Below are 14,010 nucleotides of genomic sequence, written 5' to 3' on the forward strand. Positions count from 1 at the left end.
GCGAGTCACACTGTCGAAAGAGCGCCCCCGGGGCGCTTTTTTAGTTTATGCCCGCCACGCGCAGCAATGCCGTCACCACCGCCGCAGCCACAATGACCACGATTAACGGCATTTTCCGCCAGGCCAAAAACACCGCAAACGCCACGCCCAGCACGCGCGCCATGCCCGCGAAGTGGTCTCCCTCATAAAAGGTGGTCGCCAGCGCCACGGAGAACAGCAATACCGTTGCCGCATCTGACAGCAGCGCCTGAGAACGCTCCGACAACGCCAGCCGGTTGCCGAGTTTGGCGCCGCCAAGGCGCATTAAATAGGTTCCGGCAGAAAGAATGGCGATGCCGAGAATAAAGACCGTCATGTTTTCCATTATTTTTTCCTCGCGGCAAGACCGAGTAAAGAGAGCAGTACCGGTAATCCCACCGGGGCAAACGGCACGGCGGCCAGCGATAACACGGCGCCGCTGCAGGCGCGGATCAGCGTGGTACGGTTCTTAAATGCGGGAACCACTAATGCCAGCAGAATGGCCGGAAATACCGCGTCCAGCCCGATGGTTTCCGGGTCGGGCAACAGTTTGCCGACCATGGCCCCCAGCAGCGCGCCCAGCGGCCAGATGATGGCAACGCCTAAGCCGCACAGCCAGTAGGCGGCTTTACGCTGTTCGGCGGTTTTTTGCGACAGGCCAAACACCACGCTTTCATCGTTCATGATGTGGCAGCCCAGCAGGCTCAAACCGCGCTTGCCCACCAGCTCACGCACCGTCACGCCAAACGGCACGTGGCGCGCGTTGACCAGCAAACCTGCCGCCGCGGCCGCCAGCGGATTGCCGCCGCTCGCCACGATGCCGATAAACATAAATTCAGACGCGCCCGCCAGCACGGTAATGGAGAGCACAAACGGCACCCAGACCGGGAAACCGTAGGCCATTGCCAGCGATCCGTAGGACATCCCGACCACGCCCACCGCGAGGCAGACCAGAATGATTGCTTTTATGGTGTCGCCTTTCAGACAAGAGAGATGATGCTTCATACAATTTTAGCCATATCGAACGTGTATCCATTATAATGAACGCAACGAAACTGATTTTCAAGGCGAACGATTCGTTCGTTTTATAGAACAAGAGGCCGTTATATGACGCAGCCGATCAGCCTGATCGCCAAAAGTCTGGTGCGAGAACGCCTGCGAACCGGGCTTTCACTGGCGGAAATTGCCCGCCGTGCCGGGATCGCAAAATCCACGCTTTCCCAGCTGGAGTCCGGCAACGGTAACCCTAGCCTGGAAACGCTGTGGTCGCTCTGCGTGGCGCTGGATATTCCTTTCGCCCGCTTGCTTGAGCCGCAGCTACCGACCACGCAGGTGATACGCCGTGGTGAAGGGACGAAAGTGGTCGCCGGAGAGGCTAATTATGAAGCCATTTTACTGGCGGCATGCCCTCCCGGCGCGCGCCGCGATGTCTATCTTCTGATGACCCAACCGGGTGCAGACCGTCTTTCTCAGCCGCATCCGCCGGGCTCGGTGGAACATATTGTTGTGACGCAGGGGCGGGCGCTGGTCGGCCTGCTCGACGCGGCGGAAGAGCTCGGCGCAGGGGATTACATTTGTTATCCCGCCGACCAGCCGCACATCTTCAAGGCCCTGGAGCCAGACACTTACGCGCTGCTGGTGGCGGAACAAAACTAACGAAGATAGGGAAAATCATGTCGCTCAAAGCCATCGCTAAAGAACTGGGGCTCTCTGTTACTACCGTCAGCCGCGCCCTTAACGGATATGACGACGTTTCTGACGAGACGCGCGCTCGCGTAGAAGCGGAGGCCCAGCGACGCGGCTATCGGCCTAACACCTTCGCCCGCCGCCTGAAGATGGGCAAAATTGACGCCGTTGGGCTGGTGTTCCCGGTCCATCCTGTTCCGCTCAATAACAGCGTATTTATGGACATGGTCGGCGAAATTAGCCACGAACTGGCGCGACATGAAATCGATTTGTTGCTGATTGCCGATGACGATCTGGCCGATAAACACAGCTATATGCGCATGGTGCAAAGCCGCCGCGTGGATGCGCTGATCGTGGCCCACACGCTGGATCGCGATCCCCGTCTTGAGCAACTGCAGGCCGCCGGATTCCCCTTTCTGGCGCTTGGTCGCAGCCAGCTGCCGCAGCCGTACGCGTGGTTCGACTTCGACAACTATGCCGGTACGTACAATGCGACCCGCTGGCTGATCGGAAAAGGCCATCAGCGCATTGCCCTGCTGGGCGAAAGCAACAATCAGGCATTCATCACCCAGCGTCGTCAGGGCTATCTGGACGCGTTGCGGGAAGCCGGGCTTTCCAGCGAATGGCTGCGCGCCATGCCCCCTTCACGCCGGGTGGGGTATGGCACCACGAAAGAGCTTCTCTCGCTATCGCAGCCGCCCACGGCCATCATTACCGACTGCAACACTCACGGCGACGGCGCGGCGATGGCGCTGGCGGAGCTGGGCCGCCTGACCGGCGAGAACGCCGTTGCGCTGGTGGTTTATGACGGGCTTCCGCAGGACAGCATCGTCGATGCTGACGTGGCGGCAGTGATCCAGTCCACCCGTCAGGGCGTCGGGAAACAGATTGCCGATATGGTTCGCCAGCTGATCAACGGCGAGGCGATCGAGCAGCTCCAGGTGCTCTGGCAGCCCGAATTCTCTCCCGGCCAGACGGCCTGAATCTCTCTATTTTCTAAACCCGATCACAAATCCGAAACGTTTTGGTTTGTATCCGAAACGTTTCGGATCAAAACTCAAGGCATCCCATGACAGGAGATGTCTGATGCAAGATTCCATTTTACGACTCGAAAGCGCGACGGTGGATGTGGTGATAAAAACCCACCCGTTCGCTGAAATTATCTACTGGGGGCCGCATCTTCAGTACTTTTCGCCGCAGAATGCAGAAACCCTTTCCCGGCCAGTTGCCAACGGCAGGCTGGATGTGGATTCTCCGGTCACGCTGATGGCCGAGCTGGGGCACGGCCTGTTTGGGTCGCCCGGTATTGAAGGGCATCGTCTGGGCCGGGACGGTTCACCTCTCTTTAGCACCACAGACGTCCAGCAGCAGGGCCAAACCCTGACGATTACGGCAGAAGATGAACATGCGGGCCTGCGGCTGACCAGCGAGCTGACGCTGGACGCCAGCGGCGTGCTGGCGGTGCGTCACGGCTTAACCAACCTGAAAGCGCAGGCGTGGCAGGTGGACCGTTTTGCCATAACGCTACCCGTGGCCGAACGCGCACGGGAGGTGATGGCCTTCCACGGGCGCTGGATCCGGGAATTTCAGCCGCACCGCGTGACGCTTGAGCACGACAGCTTTGTGATTGAAAACCGCCGGGGTAAAACCTCCCACGAGCACTTCCCGGCGCTGATTGCCGGTAAGCCGTCATTCAGCGAAATGCACGGCGACGTCTGGGGCGTGCATCTGGGCTGGAGCGGCAACCACCGCCTGCGTGCGGAAGCCAAAACCGACGGCCGCCGCTATCTGCAGGCTGAAGCCCTCTACCTGCCGGGCGAAATGGCGATTGAGGAGGGCGGCACGCTCTGGACGCCGCGCCTGTATGCAAGCTACTCCGCGCAGGGCCTGAACGGCATGAGCCAGCAGTTTCACCATTACCTTCGCGACAACGTTATCCGCTTCCCCGAAAACAAACCGCGCCCGGTCCACCTCAATACCTGGGAAGGCATCTACTTTAATCACGACCCGGACTACATCATGCGCATGGCCGACGAGGCGGCCGCGCTGGGCGTGGAGCGCTTTATCATCGACGACGGCTGGTTCAAAGGTCGCAACGACGACTACGCCGCGCTGGGTGACTGGTATCTGGACGAGAAGAAGTACCCGAACGGCCTCACGCCGGTCATCAGCCATGTGAAACAGCTCGGCATGGCGTTTGGCATCTGGGTTGAGCCGGAGATGATTAACCCGGATTCCGATCTTTATCGTGCGCATCCCGACTGGGTGCTGGCGTTGCCCGGTTACAGGCAACATACCGGGCGGCACCAGCTGGTGCTTAACCTGAACATTCCGCAGGCGTTTGATTACCTGGTGGAGCGCATGAGCTGGCTTCTGGGTGAACATGAGGTCGACTACGTGAAGTGGGACATGAACCGTGAGCTGGTACAGCCGGGTCACGACGGGAAGGCCGCCGCCGACGCGCAAACCCGCCAGTTTTATCGCCTGCTGGACGTGCTGGGCAAGCGTTTCCCGCACGTCGAATTTGAATCCTGCTCCTCCGGCGGGGGGCGAATTGATTATGAGGTGCTGACGCGCTGCCACCGCTTCTGGGCCTCGGACAACAACGATGCGCTGGAGCGCAACGCTATCCAGCGCGGCATGAGCTACTTCTTCCCGCCGGAGGTGATGGGGGCGCATATCGGTCATCATAAATGCCACGCCACCTTCCGCCAGCACAGCATTGAATTCCGCGGTCTGACGGCCCTGTTTGGCCATATGGGGCTGGAACTGGATCCCCTCACCGTTGATGAGCAGGAGCGCGAAGGTTATCGCCGTTACGCCGCGCTGTATAAGCAGTGGCGCGAGGTTATCCATCAGGGCACCCACTGGCGCGTGGATATGCCGGATGCCACTACGCTGGCACAGGGTATTGTGAGCGAAGATAAAACGCAGGGACTGTTTATCGTGAGCCAGCTCGCCATGCCGGACTACACGTTGATGATGCCGCTGCGCATGCCGGGGCTTGAGGCCAGCGCGCAGTATCGTATTTCGCTGCTCGATCACCCTGAGATTCGCATCACCGGTGAGGGAGGCCATACCATGCGCAAGCTGCCGGCATGGATGGAAACGCCGCAAACGGCGAGCGGTGAGTGGCTGATGCAGGCGGGCATTGCGCTGCCGATTCTCGATCCGGAAAGCGCCATCCTGATTGGCGTGGAACGCGTGTAAAGGTGACGGGCCGGGAAACTGGCCCTCCGTTGAGGATAAAAATAATGAACACAACAACCTGTACCCACAAAGACAACCCTAATTTCTGGATTTTCGGGCTGTTCTTCTTTCTCTACTTTTTCATCATGGCCACCTGCTTTCCGTTCCTGCCGATCTGGCTGTCGGATATCATCGGCCTCAATAAAACCCATACCGGCATCGTCTTCTCCTGCATCTCACTCTCGGCCATTGCCTTCCAGCCGGTGCTTGGGGTGATCTCGGATAAACTGGGGCTGAAAAAACACCTGCTGTGGATCATCTCCGTGCTGCTGTTCCTGTTTGCCCCTTTCTTCCTCTACGTCTTTGCGCCGTTACTGAAAGCCAACATCTGGCTGGGCGCGCTGAGCGGCGGCATTTATATCGGCTTTGTCTTTTCGGCGGGCTCAGGGGCCATTGAGGCCTACATTGAACGCGTGAGCCGTAACAGTTTCTTTGAGTACGGCAAGGCGCGCATGTTTGGCTGCCTCGGCTGGGGGCTGTGCGCCTCAACGGGCGGGATCCTGTTCGGCATCGATCCGTCGTATGTTTTCTGGATGGGTTCGGGGGCGGCGCTGCTGTTGATGCTGTTGCTGGTGGTCGCAAAGCCAAGACCCAATCAGACGGCGCAGGTGATGAATGCGCTGGGTGCCAACCAGCCGCAGATCACCGCGAAAACGGTCTTTAGCCTGTTCCGTCAGCGCAGAATGTGGATGTTTATTCTGTACGTGATTGGCGTGGCCTGCGTCTACGACGTCTTCGACCAGCAGTTTGCTACCTTCTTCAAAACGTTCTTCGCCACGCCGCAGGAGGGCACTCGCGCCTTTGGTTTTGCGACCACTGCCGGGGAAATCTGCAATGCGATCATCATGTTTTGTTCACCGTGGATCATTAACCGCATCGGCGCGAAAAACACGCTGCTGATCGCCGGGGTGATTATGGCGACGCGCATTATCGGCTCGTCGTTTGCCACCACCGCCGTAGAAGTGATTGCCCTGAAGATGCTGCACGCGCTGGAGGTACCGTTCCTGCTGGTAGGGGCCTTCAAGTACATCACCGGGGTGTTTGATACGCGTCTTTCGGCGACTATCTATCTGATTGGCTTCCAGTTCGCGAAACAGTCGGCGGCGATTTTTCTCTCCGCGTTTGCCGGGAATATGTATGACCGGATCGGTTTCCAGGAGACGTACCTGATGCTGGGCTGTTTCGTGCTGGCGATTACGGTGGTGTCGGCGTTTACGCTCAGCAGCAGGGAGGAGATAGCGGCGGGCAATAAGGCGCTAGAAGTCCATTAACACCCTGAACCCATTCACTATTCCGGCGTTGGTCAAAAAATGAATAACCTTATAAAAACTACGGCATTGATAATCATTTTCAATATCATTTAATTAACTATAATGAACCAACTGCTTACGCGGCATTAACAGCTGTGCCGCCCGACAATAATGGAGAGGATTATGAGTTATACACTGCCATCCCTGCCGTATGCCTACGACGCACTGGAACCGCATTTCGACAAGCAGACGATGGAAATCCATCACACTAAACACCACCAGACCTATGTGAACAACGCGAACGCCGCGCTGGAAAGCCTGCCTGAGTTCGCTAACCTGCCTGTTGAAGAGCTGATCACCAAGCTGGACCAGCTGCCAGCGGACAAGAAAACCGTGCTGCGCAACAACGCGGGCGGTCACGCTAACCACAGCCTGTTCTGGAAAGGCCTGAAAACCGGTACTACCCTGCAGGGCGACCTGAAAGCGGCTATCGAGCGCGACTTCGGTTCCGTTGACAACTTCAAAGCGGAGTTCGAGAAAGCCGCTGCAACCCGTTTCGGCTCTGGCTGGGCGTGGCTGGTACTGAAAGGTGACAAACTGGCCGTGGTTTCTACCGCGAACCAGGACTCCCCGCTGATGGGTGAAGCGATCTCTGGCGCATCCGGCTTCCCAATCCTGGGTCTGGACGTGTGGGAACACGCTTACTACCTGAAATTCCAGAACCGTCGCCCGGACTACATTAAAGCGTTCTGGGACGTGGTGAACTGGGACGAAGCAGCAGCGCGTTTCGCCGCTAAAAAATAAGGTTGCATTGACGCCTGTGAGAAGCGAGTCTGATGGCTCGCTTTTTTTGTATCTGCGTAATGGAGGCAGCGATGCATTATCCGGTGAATGTATTTACAGGCAAGGTAAGGGAGTACGACGGCAGCCGCCCGAGCGCCATCGCCAAAATTCAGGTCGACGGTGAGCTGACGTTAACCGACCTCGGGCTTGCGGGTGACGAGCAGGCCGAAAAGAAGATCCACGGCGGGCCGGAGCGCGCGCTGTGCCACTATCCGCGCGAGCACTATCAGTACTGGAAGGCGGAGTTCCCCGAGCAGGCGGATCTCTTCGTTGCTCCCGCGTTTGGTGAAAATCTCTCCACTGAAGGGCTCACCGAAAAGAACGTGTTTATTGGTGATATCTACCGCTGGGGCGATGCCCTGATTCAGGTGACGCAGCCGCGCTCGCCGTGCTTCAAGCTCAACTACCATTTCGGCATTCATGACATGTCGGCTCAGATGCAAAGCGCGGGTAAAACCGGCTGGCTGTACCGGGTGGTGCTGGCTGGGCAGGTTTCAGCGGATGCGCCGCTTGAGCTGGTATCACGCCTGAGTGAGGTGTCTGTTTACGACGCCTGCGCCATTGCGTGGCATATGCCGTTTGATGACGAGCAGTATCATCGCCTGCTGTCGGCAGCGGGGCTGTCGACCAGCTGGACAAGAACGATGCAGAAACGGCGTTTAAGCAGCAAGATAGAGGATAATTCCCGGAGATTGTGGGGTAAATAGACCTCCGTAAAAAGTAGGCCGGGTAAGGCGAAGCCGCCACCCGGCACTAACAGCTACGAACGCTTATACAACGGTAGCCACAGCGTTAACCGCAGCCCACCCAGCGGGCTGTCGTCGGCTTTCACCCAGCCGCGGTGCTGCTGCATGGCGGTTTCCACAATCGCCAGCCCCAGTCCCGTACCGCCCGATTCCCGGTCGCGCGCCTCGTCGGTGCGGTAGAACGGACGGAAGATCTGCTCGCGGTCTTCCGGGCTGACGCCAGGACCGTCGTCGTCGACGATGACGGTGATCCCGTCTTTATCCACCGAGAACGCTACCTCAATCTTCGTGTGCGAGTAGCGCAGGGCGTTACGCACGATATTTTCCAGCGCGCTTTCCAGCGCGTTGGGGTTACCGTACAGCGGCCACGGGCCCGGCGGGAAGTTAACGGTGAAGGATTTGCCCATCTGCTCTGCTTCGAACGCCGCGTTATCCAGCACTTCATGCCACAGATGATTGGCTTTCACCGTTTCGCTCACCAGCGCGTTTTTCTGCTGATTGCGCGACATGACCAGCAGATCGTTGATCATGCTGTCCAGACGATGCGCTTCGGTTTCGATGCGCTCCAGCTCTTTGCTTTCTCCGCTGCGGCGACGCAGCAGGGCGGTACCCAGCTGTAAGCGCGTGAGCGGGGTACGCAGTTCGTGCGAGATATCCGACAGCAGGCGCTGCTGGGCCGTCATCATGCGATCGAGCGCGCTCACCATCTGGTTAAAACTGGTCCCGGCGGCCAGGAACTCCTGCGGTCCGGACTCCAGTTCCGGGTGCTGCCTCAGGTTGCCCTGCGCCACTTCGTCGGCGGCGTTTTTCAGCTTACGTGCGGGTTTTGCCAGGCTCCACGCCAGCCATAACAGCAGCGGCGAGCTGACCAGCATCGTGACAATCAGCAGCAGGAGAGGGCGGTCAAACAGCAGGTTGATAAAATCGGACTGGGAGCTGCTCGCGGGGCGAATCAGGTAGAGCTGATAGTTATCCTCGCCATCTCTGACGGAGAACGGCCCCACCATCTCTACGCGGCCATATTTTTTCTTCTGGGGGTGATCGGCATTATCTGCCTGGCCAATGAAGTTGCGGATGATCTGCATTTCATTGCGATCGGCGCCAATCACGCGGCCTTCGCTGGTCACCAGCAGCAGGCGTTGTCCGGGCGGCGCCCACTTGTCGATAGCGCGAAACAGCCTGCGCCACCACATCAAATCGTTTGGCGGATCGTTTGCCAGCTCGGCTTCCACGTGCTGCTCGATCATCACGCCCTGACGTTGCTCGCTGTCGAGCAGCTCCGTCATCTGGCGTGAGTCGAGTTTTGGCAACATCAGTACGAGCATTAAAACCAGTGCCAGCGTCAACCAGAAGATGGCGAAGATGCGGGCGGTTAAGCTTCCTATCATGAAGCGGAAACCATCAGATAACCGCGACCACGCAGGGTTTTAAACCATGGGTGACCGTCTTTACGCTCCGGCAGCTTACGGCGCAGGTTAGAGATGTGCATGTCGATGGCGCGGTCAAACGGGGTAAGACGCTTGCCCAGCACTTCCTGACTTAAATGTTCACGCGATACCACCTGGCCGAGGTGCTGTGCCAGCAGATACAGCAGGGTGAACTCGGTGCCGGTGAGTTCGAGCGTCTGGCCATCAAAGCTCGCTTCCTGGCGGCCCGGATTCAGGCTCAGGGAGTCGACTTCAAGGGTCGGTGAACTGTTGTCTGTATTCTGCTGCTGCTCGCTCCAGTGGGAACGACGCAGGATCGCGCGAATACGGGCGACCAGTTCGCGGTCGTTAAACGGCTTCGGTAAATAGTCATCTGCGCCCAGCTCAAGGCCGAGTACGCGGTCGAGTTCGCTGCCGCGCGCGGTCAGCATGATAACGGGGGTCTGGTGCGTCTGGCGAAGCTCTTTCAGCGTATCAATGCCGTTTTTCTTCGGCATCATCACGTCGAGCAAAAGTAAATCGATGCTGTCGTCAAGGAGACTCAGCGCCTGCTCGCCATCATGGGCAACCAGGACGTTGAAACCTTCCATGTCGAGCAACTCCTTTAAAAGGGATGTGAGCTCTCGGTCATCATCAACTAACAGGATTTTATTCATTGTTTAAATACCTCCGAGGCAGAAATTACGACATCAAGGCTGTCTAATCCATGACTTTACGTTGTTTTACACCCCCTGACGCATGTTTGCAGCCTGAATCGTAGACTGTCTCTCGTTGAATCGCGACACGAAAGATTTTGGGAGCAAGTGATGCGCAAAGTTACCGCTGCCGTCATGGCCTCAACGCTGGCGTTCAGTGCGTTTAGCCAGGCTGCTGTAGCTATCATCAGCGATAACGGTCCCTTACAAGAGGGCGCAACGCAGAACAGCAGCCAAAGCCATATGTTTGACGGCATAAGTTTAACCGAACATCAGCGTCAACAGATGCGAGATCTGATGCAGAGGGCGAGACACGACCAGCCCCCTGTTAATGTTAGCGAAATGGAGACAATGCATCGCCTTGTCACCGCAGAAAATTTTGACGAAAGCGCTGTGCGCGCTCAGGCCGAAAAAATGGCACAGGAACAGGTTGCTCGCCAGGTAGAGATGGCGAAGGTCCGCAACCAGATGTTCCACCTGCTAACGCCGGAGCAGCAAGCGGTTTTGAACACCAAACATCAGCAGCGTATGGATCAGCTGCGTGAGGTTGCACGGATGCAGCGAAGCTCAGAAACCTCGTTTTTCAGTAGCAATAGCAGTACCCGTAGTAACCAGTAAACCCTGTTTTCCTTGCCATAGACACCATCCCTGTCTTCCCCCACATGATGTGGGGGTTTTTTTTGCCCCACATTCTGTTTGTTAACCGTTTATTCATCCTTCGACTCCACATGCTTCCGTTATACTAGCGGCATGACATGACAGGAGCGTTTATGAATCAATCCTATGGAAGACTGGTCAGCCGGGCCGCCATCGCGGCGACCGTCATGGCATCCAGCCTGTTACTGATTAAAATCTTTGCCTGGTGGTATACCGGCTCGGTCAGTATTCTGGCGGCGCTGGTGGATTCGCTGATGGACATTGCCGCCTCATTGACCAACCTGCTGGTCGTCCGTTACTCGCTGCAGCCAGCGGATGAAGAGCACACCTTTGGGCACGGTAAAGCGGAGTCGCTGGCCGCACTGGCGCAAAGCATGTTTATATCCGGTTCTGCGCTGTTCCTGTTTCTCACCGGCATACAGCATCTCGTCTCGCCGACGCCGATGAACGATCCTGGCGTCGGCGTCGTTGTGACGGTCGTTGCACTTATTTGCACACTTGTTCTGGTAACGTTCCAGCGCTGGGTCGTTCGCAAAACGCAAAGTCAGGCCGTACGGGCGGATATGCTTCATTATCAATCTGATGTTATGATGAATGGGGCTATTCTTATTGCGCTCGGTCTGGCCTGGTATGGCTGGCATCGGGCCGATGCGTTGTTTGCGTTAGGGATTGGTATCTATATTTTATATAGCGCCCTGCGGATGGGGTATGAAGCAGTGCAATCGCTGCTTGACCGCGCCCTCCCGGACTCAGAACGTAATGAAATTTTTTCTATCGTGACCGCCTGGCCCGGCGTCAGCGGTGCACACGATCTTCGAACGCGGCAGTCAGGGCCGACCCGCTTTATTCAGATTCATATTGAAATGGAAGACAACCTGCCACTGGTTCAGGCTCACGTGATTGCTGAGCAGGTCGAGCAGGCGATTTTGCAGCGTTTTCCTGGTTCAGACGTCATCATTCACCAGGATCCCTGCTCGGTTGTACCCGGACATGTTGGGCTTTCGTAATTCGTTGTAAAAAAGTGAGCCAGGCCAGCATTTTGTGTATAAATTACCGCCATTTGGTCTGACCTGAATCAATTCAGCTGGAAGGGATTGATATACTATTTGCAGTATTCGTTGGTCGATAAGTTTCTTCCGGCAACAGATTTCAATTTTGCATTCCTAAGTTCAGAGGTAGTCATGATTAAGAAAATCGGTGTGTTGACAAGCGGCGGTGATGCGCCGGGCATGAACGCGGCAATTCGTGGGGTTGTCCGCGCGGCGCTGACGGAAGGTCTGGAAGTTTTTGGTATCTATGATGGTTACCTGGGTCTGTATGAAGACCGTATGGTTCAGCTCGACCGTTACAGCGTGTCTGACATGATCAACCGTGGCGGTACCTTCCTTGGGTCTGCGCGCTTCCCGGAATTCCGTGATGAACACGTTCGTGAAGTGGCTATCGAGAACATGAAAAAACGTGGACTGGACGCCCTGGTGGTTATCGGCGGTGACGGCTCGTACATGGGTGCAAAACGTCTGACTGAAATGGGCTTCCCGTGCATCGGCCTGCCGGGCACTATCGACAACGACATCAAAGGCACCGACTACACCATCGGTTACTTCACCGCGCTGGGCACCGTTGTGGAAGCGATTGACCGCCTGCGTGACACCTCTTCTTCCCACCAGCGTATCTCTATCGTTGAAGTGATGGGGCGTTACTGCGGTGACCTGACCCTGGCTGCGGCAATTGCGGGTGGCTGTGAGTTTGTCGTGGTTCCGGAAGTGGAATTCAGCCGTGAAGATCTGGTAGCTGAAATCAAAGCCGGCATCGCGAAAGGCAAAAAACATGCGATCGTGGCTATCACCGAGCACATCTGTGACGTAGACGAGCTGGCGAAGTACATCGAAACCGAAACCAAGCGTGAAACCCGTGCAACCGTACTGGGGCACATCCAGCGTGGCGGTTCCCCTGGCCCGTATGACCGTATTCTGGCGTCCCGTATGGGTGCGTACGCAATCGAACTGCTGCTGCAGGGCCACGGCGGCCGCTGCGTCGGTATTCAGAACGAGAAACTGGTTCACCATGACATCATCGACGCGATTGAAAACATGAAGCGTCCGTTCAAAGGTGACTGGCTGGACTGCGCGAAAAAACTGTACTGATTGGCTCTGTTGCCCGGTGGCGCTGCGCTTACCGGGCCTACAAAAGCACGACTCGTAGGCCGGGTAAGGCGTAGCCGCCACCCGGCTTTTTTATGCGTGCACGCTTTTTTATTCCACTACGTTATAGCCAATCTTTTTTTATTCTTTAATCCTCGATTCGCTTTCTGGCACGCTGCATTCATCAAAACACTACACAAGAGAGCTGGGCGATGAATAAATGGGGCGTGGGTTTAACATTATTGCTGGCATCGACCAGCGTTCTGGCTAAGGATATCCAGTTACTGAACGTGTCATACGACCCGACGCGTGAACTGTATGAACAATACAACAAAGCGTTTGCGGCACACTGGAAGCAGGAAACCGGCGACAATGTCGTGGTTCGCCAGTCTCACGGTGGTTCTGGCAAGCAGGCGACCTCCGTCATCAACGGTATTGAAGCCGACGTGGTGACCCTGGCGCTGGCCTATGATGTTGACGCGATCGCCGAGCGTGGCCGTATCGACAAAAACTGGATCAAACGCCTGCCGGATAACTCCGCGCCCTACACCTCGACCATCGTTTTCCTGGTACGTAAAGGCAACCCGAAACAGATCCATGACTGGAATGACCTGATTAAGCCGGGCGTGTCAGTTATTACCCCTAACCCGAAAAGCTCCGGCGGCGCACGCTGGAACTATCTGGCCGCCTGGGGCTATGCATTGCACCACAACAACGGTGACCAGGCTAAAGCCCAGGAATTCGTGAAAGCGCTGTACAAAAACGTCGAAGTGCTGGACTCCGGCGCGCGCGGTGCAACCAACACCTTCGTGGAGCGCGGCATTGGTGACGTGCTGATTGCGTGGGAAAACGAAGCCCTGCTGGCGACCAACGAACTGGGTAAAGATAAGTTTGAGATCGTGACCCCAAGCGAATCTATTCTGGCTGAGCCGACCGTCTCTGTTGTCGATAAAGTGGTTGAGAAGAAAGACACCAAAGCGGTGGCGGAAGCCTACCTGAAGTACCTCTACTCGCCGGAAGGTCAGGAGATTGCAGCGAAGAACTTCTATCGTCCACGCGATGCGGCTGTGGCGAAGAAATATGACGGCGAATTCCCGAAACTGAAGCTCTTCACCATTGATGATGTTTTCGGTGGCTGGACGAAAGCGCAGAAAGAGCACTTCTCTAACGGCGGCACCTTTGACCAGATTAGCCAGCGCTGAACATAAATAAACGACACGGTGACCCGGCGTGAGAAATCCGCCGGGTTTTTTATTTGGTCATCATTTTGCGTTACTCTTTTGCCTCTATTGAAAACA

Annotated in this window: 14 protein-coding genes; 10 read left to right on the top strand and 4 right to left on the bottom strand. The window is 56.7% G+C overall.

Annotated features, from left to right (window positions below):
• Nucleotides 1–40: 40 nt before the first annotated feature.
• Nucleotides 41–364 carry an AzlD domain-containing protein gene (locus ACOTXT_RS08330; RefSeq protein ID WP_021242796.1) on the bottom strand — a complete coding sequence of 108 codons (324 nt, stop codon included), beginning with the start codon at nucleotides 362–364 and terminating at the stop codon, nucleotides 41–43.
• Nucleotides 364–1,023 (bottom strand): AzlC family ABC transporter permease, encoded by a 660-nt coding sequence (locus tag ACOTXT_RS08335; RefSeq protein WP_045909098.1) that lies wholly within the window; start codon nucleotides 1,021–1,023, stop codon nucleotides 364–366. The genes ACOTXT_RS08330 and ACOTXT_RS08335 overlap by 1 nt, the downstream gene beginning before the upstream one ends.
• 102 nt (nucleotides 1,024–1,125) lie before the next feature.
• Here ACOTXT_RS08335 and ACOTXT_RS08340 point away from each other — a divergent pair, with 102 nt between their 5' ends.
• The 6 genes from ACOTXT_RS08340 (at nucleotide 1,126) to yiiM (ending at nucleotide 7,753) form a co-directional block, all read left to right on the top strand.
• Complete coding sequence (locus tag ACOTXT_RS08340) at nucleotides 1,126–1,674, top strand: helix-turn-helix domain-containing protein (RefSeq protein WP_046092212.1); 549 nt, start codon at nucleotides 1,126–1,128, stop codon at nucleotides 1,672–1,674.
• Nucleotides 1,675–1,691: 17 nt separating this feature from the next.
• On the top strand, nucleotides 1,692–2,687 hold the full coding sequence (locus tag ACOTXT_RS08345; RefSeq protein WP_021242798.1) for a LacI family DNA-binding transcriptional regulator: 996 nt from the start codon (nucleotides 1,692–1,694) through the stop codon (nucleotides 2,685–2,687).
• A 103-nt stretch (nucleotides 2,688–2,790) separates the two neighbouring features.
• Nucleotides 2,791–4,914 carry an alpha-galactosidase gene (locus ACOTXT_RS08350; protein WP_333164963.1) on the top strand — a complete coding sequence of 708 codons (2,124 nt, stop codon included), beginning with the start codon at nucleotides 2,791–2,793 and terminating at the stop codon, nucleotides 4,912–4,914.
• A 44-nt stretch (nucleotides 4,915–4,958) separates the two neighbouring features.
• Nucleotides 4,959–6,224, top strand: coding sequence for an MFS transporter (locus tag ACOTXT_RS08355; protein ID WP_021242800.1), 1,266 nt, complete (start codon nucleotides 4,959–4,961; stop codon nucleotides 6,222–6,224).
• A 162-nt stretch (nucleotides 6,225–6,386) separates the two neighbouring features.
• Nucleotides 6,387–7,007, top strand: a complete 621-nt coding sequence (gene sodA, locus ACOTXT_RS08360) for a superoxide dismutase [Mn] (protein WP_003861999.1) — start codon at nucleotides 6,387–6,389, stop codon at nucleotides 7,005–7,007.
• Nucleotides 7,008–7,078: 71 nt separating this feature from the next.
• Entirely contained in the window at nucleotides 7,079–7,753 is a 675-nt protein-coding gene (gene yiiM / locus ACOTXT_RS08365; protein ID WP_044597446.1) for a 6-hydroxyaminopurine reductase, read from the top strand.
• A gap of 53 nt (nucleotides 7,754–7,806) precedes the next feature.
• Here the strand turns inward: yiiM and cpxA are convergent, their stop codons facing one another.
• Together cpxA and cpxR are read right to left on the bottom strand one after the other, a co-directional pair.
• A complete protein-coding gene (gene cpxA, locus ACOTXT_RS08370; RefSeq protein ID WP_003862003.1) occupies nucleotides 7,807–9,180 on the bottom strand; it encodes an envelope stress sensor histidine kinase CpxA in 1,374 nt (457 codons plus the stop codon).
• Entirely contained in the window at nucleotides 9,177–9,875 is a 699-nt protein-coding gene (cpxR, locus tag ACOTXT_RS08375) for an envelope stress response regulator transcription factor CpxR (protein ID WP_006179159.1), read from the bottom strand. Before cpxR ends, cpxA begins: the two co-directional genes overlap by 4 nt.
• Nucleotides 9,876–10,025: 150 nt before the next feature.
• On the opposite strand from cpxR, the gene cpxP reads away from it, so the two are divergent.
• From cpxP to ACOTXT_RS08395, 4 genes are all read left to right on the top strand, one after another.
• On the top strand, nucleotides 10,026–10,532 hold the full coding sequence (cpxP, locus tag ACOTXT_RS08380; RefSeq protein WP_021242802.1) for a cell-envelope stress modulator CpxP: 507 nt from the start codon (nucleotides 10,026–10,028) through the stop codon (nucleotides 10,530–10,532).
• A 152-nt stretch (nucleotides 10,533–10,684) separates the two neighbouring features.
• The gene (gene fieF / locus ACOTXT_RS08385; protein WP_008501817.1) at nucleotides 10,685–11,578 is read left to right on the top strand and encodes a CDF family cation-efflux transporter FieF; all 894 of its coding nucleotides are present in this window, start codon (nucleotides 10,685–10,687) and stop codon (nucleotides 11,576–11,578) included.
• A gap of 174 nt (nucleotides 11,579–11,752) precedes the next feature.
• Nucleotides 11,753–12,715 (top strand): 6-phosphofructokinase, encoded by a 963-nt coding sequence (gene pfkA / locus ACOTXT_RS08390; RefSeq protein ID WP_008501816.1) that lies wholly within the window; start codon nucleotides 11,753–11,755, stop codon nucleotides 12,713–12,715.
• Between the two features lie 209 nt (nucleotides 12,716–12,924).
• Nucleotides 12,925–13,914, top strand: a complete 990-nt coding sequence (locus ACOTXT_RS08395; protein ID WP_021242803.1) for a sulfate ABC transporter substrate-binding protein — start codon at nucleotides 12,925–12,927, stop codon at nucleotides 13,912–13,914.
• The last annotated feature ends 96 nt before the right edge of the window (nucleotides 13,915–14,010 follow it).

The sequence above is a fragment of the Enterobacter cloacae complex sp. IR5422 genome (genome assembly GCF_049238165.1).
Classification (GTDB): domain Bacteria; phylum Pseudomonadota; class Gammaproteobacteria; order Enterobacterales; family Enterobacteriaceae; genus Enterobacter; species Enterobacter roggenkampii.

Excerpts from the sequence above, each read along its gene's own strand:
- ACOTXT_RS08330 (WP_021242796.1), bottom strand. The coding sequence starts at position 364 with ATGGAAAACATGACGGTCTTTATTCTCGGCATCGCCATTCTTTCTGCC.
- ACOTXT_RS08335 (WP_045909098.1), bottom strand. The coding sequence starts at position 1,023 with ATGAAGCATCATCTCTCTTGTCTGAAAGGCGACACCATAAAAGCAATC.
- ACOTXT_RS08340 (WP_046092212.1), top strand. The coding sequence starts at position 1,126 with ATGACGCAGCCGATCAGCCTGATCGCCAAAAGTCTGGTGCGAGAACGC.
- ACOTXT_RS08345 (WP_021242798.1), top strand. The coding sequence starts at position 1,692 with ATGTCGCTCAAAGCCATCGCTAAAGAACTGGGGCTCTCTGTTACTACC.
- ACOTXT_RS08350 (WP_333164963.1), top strand. The coding sequence starts at position 2,791 with ATGCAAGATTCCATTTTACGACTCGAAAGCGCGACGGTGGATGTGGTG.
- ACOTXT_RS08355 (WP_021242800.1), top strand. The coding sequence starts at position 4,959 with ATGAACACAACAACCTGTACCCACAAAGACAACCCTAATTTCTGGATT.
- sodA (WP_003861999.1), top strand. The coding sequence starts at position 6,387 with ATGAGTTATACACTGCCATCCCTGCCGTATGCCTACGACGCACTGGAA.
- yiiM (WP_044597446.1), top strand. The coding sequence starts at position 7,079 with ATGCATTATCCGGTGAATGTATTTACAGGCAAGGTAAGGGAGTACGAC.
- cpxA (WP_003862003.1), bottom strand. The coding sequence starts at position 9,180 with ATGATAGGAAGCTTAACCGCCCGCATCTTCGCCATCTTCTGGTTGACG.
- cpxR (WP_006179159.1), bottom strand. The coding sequence starts at position 9,875 with ATGAATAAAATCCTGTTAGTTGATGATGACCGAGAGCTCACATCCCTT.
- cpxP (WP_021242802.1), top strand. The coding sequence starts at position 10,026 with ATGCGCAAAGTTACCGCTGCCGTCATGGCCTCAACGCTGGCGTTCAGT.
- fieF (WP_008501817.1), top strand. The coding sequence starts at position 10,685 with ATGAATCAATCCTATGGAAGACTGGTCAGCCGGGCCGCCATCGCGGCG.
- pfkA (WP_008501816.1), top strand. The coding sequence starts at position 11,753 with ATGATTAAGAAAATCGGTGTGTTGACAAGCGGCGGTGATGCGCCGGGC.
- ACOTXT_RS08395 (WP_021242803.1), top strand. The coding sequence starts at position 12,925 with ATGAATAAATGGGGCGTGGGTTTAACATTATTGCTGGCATCGACCAGC.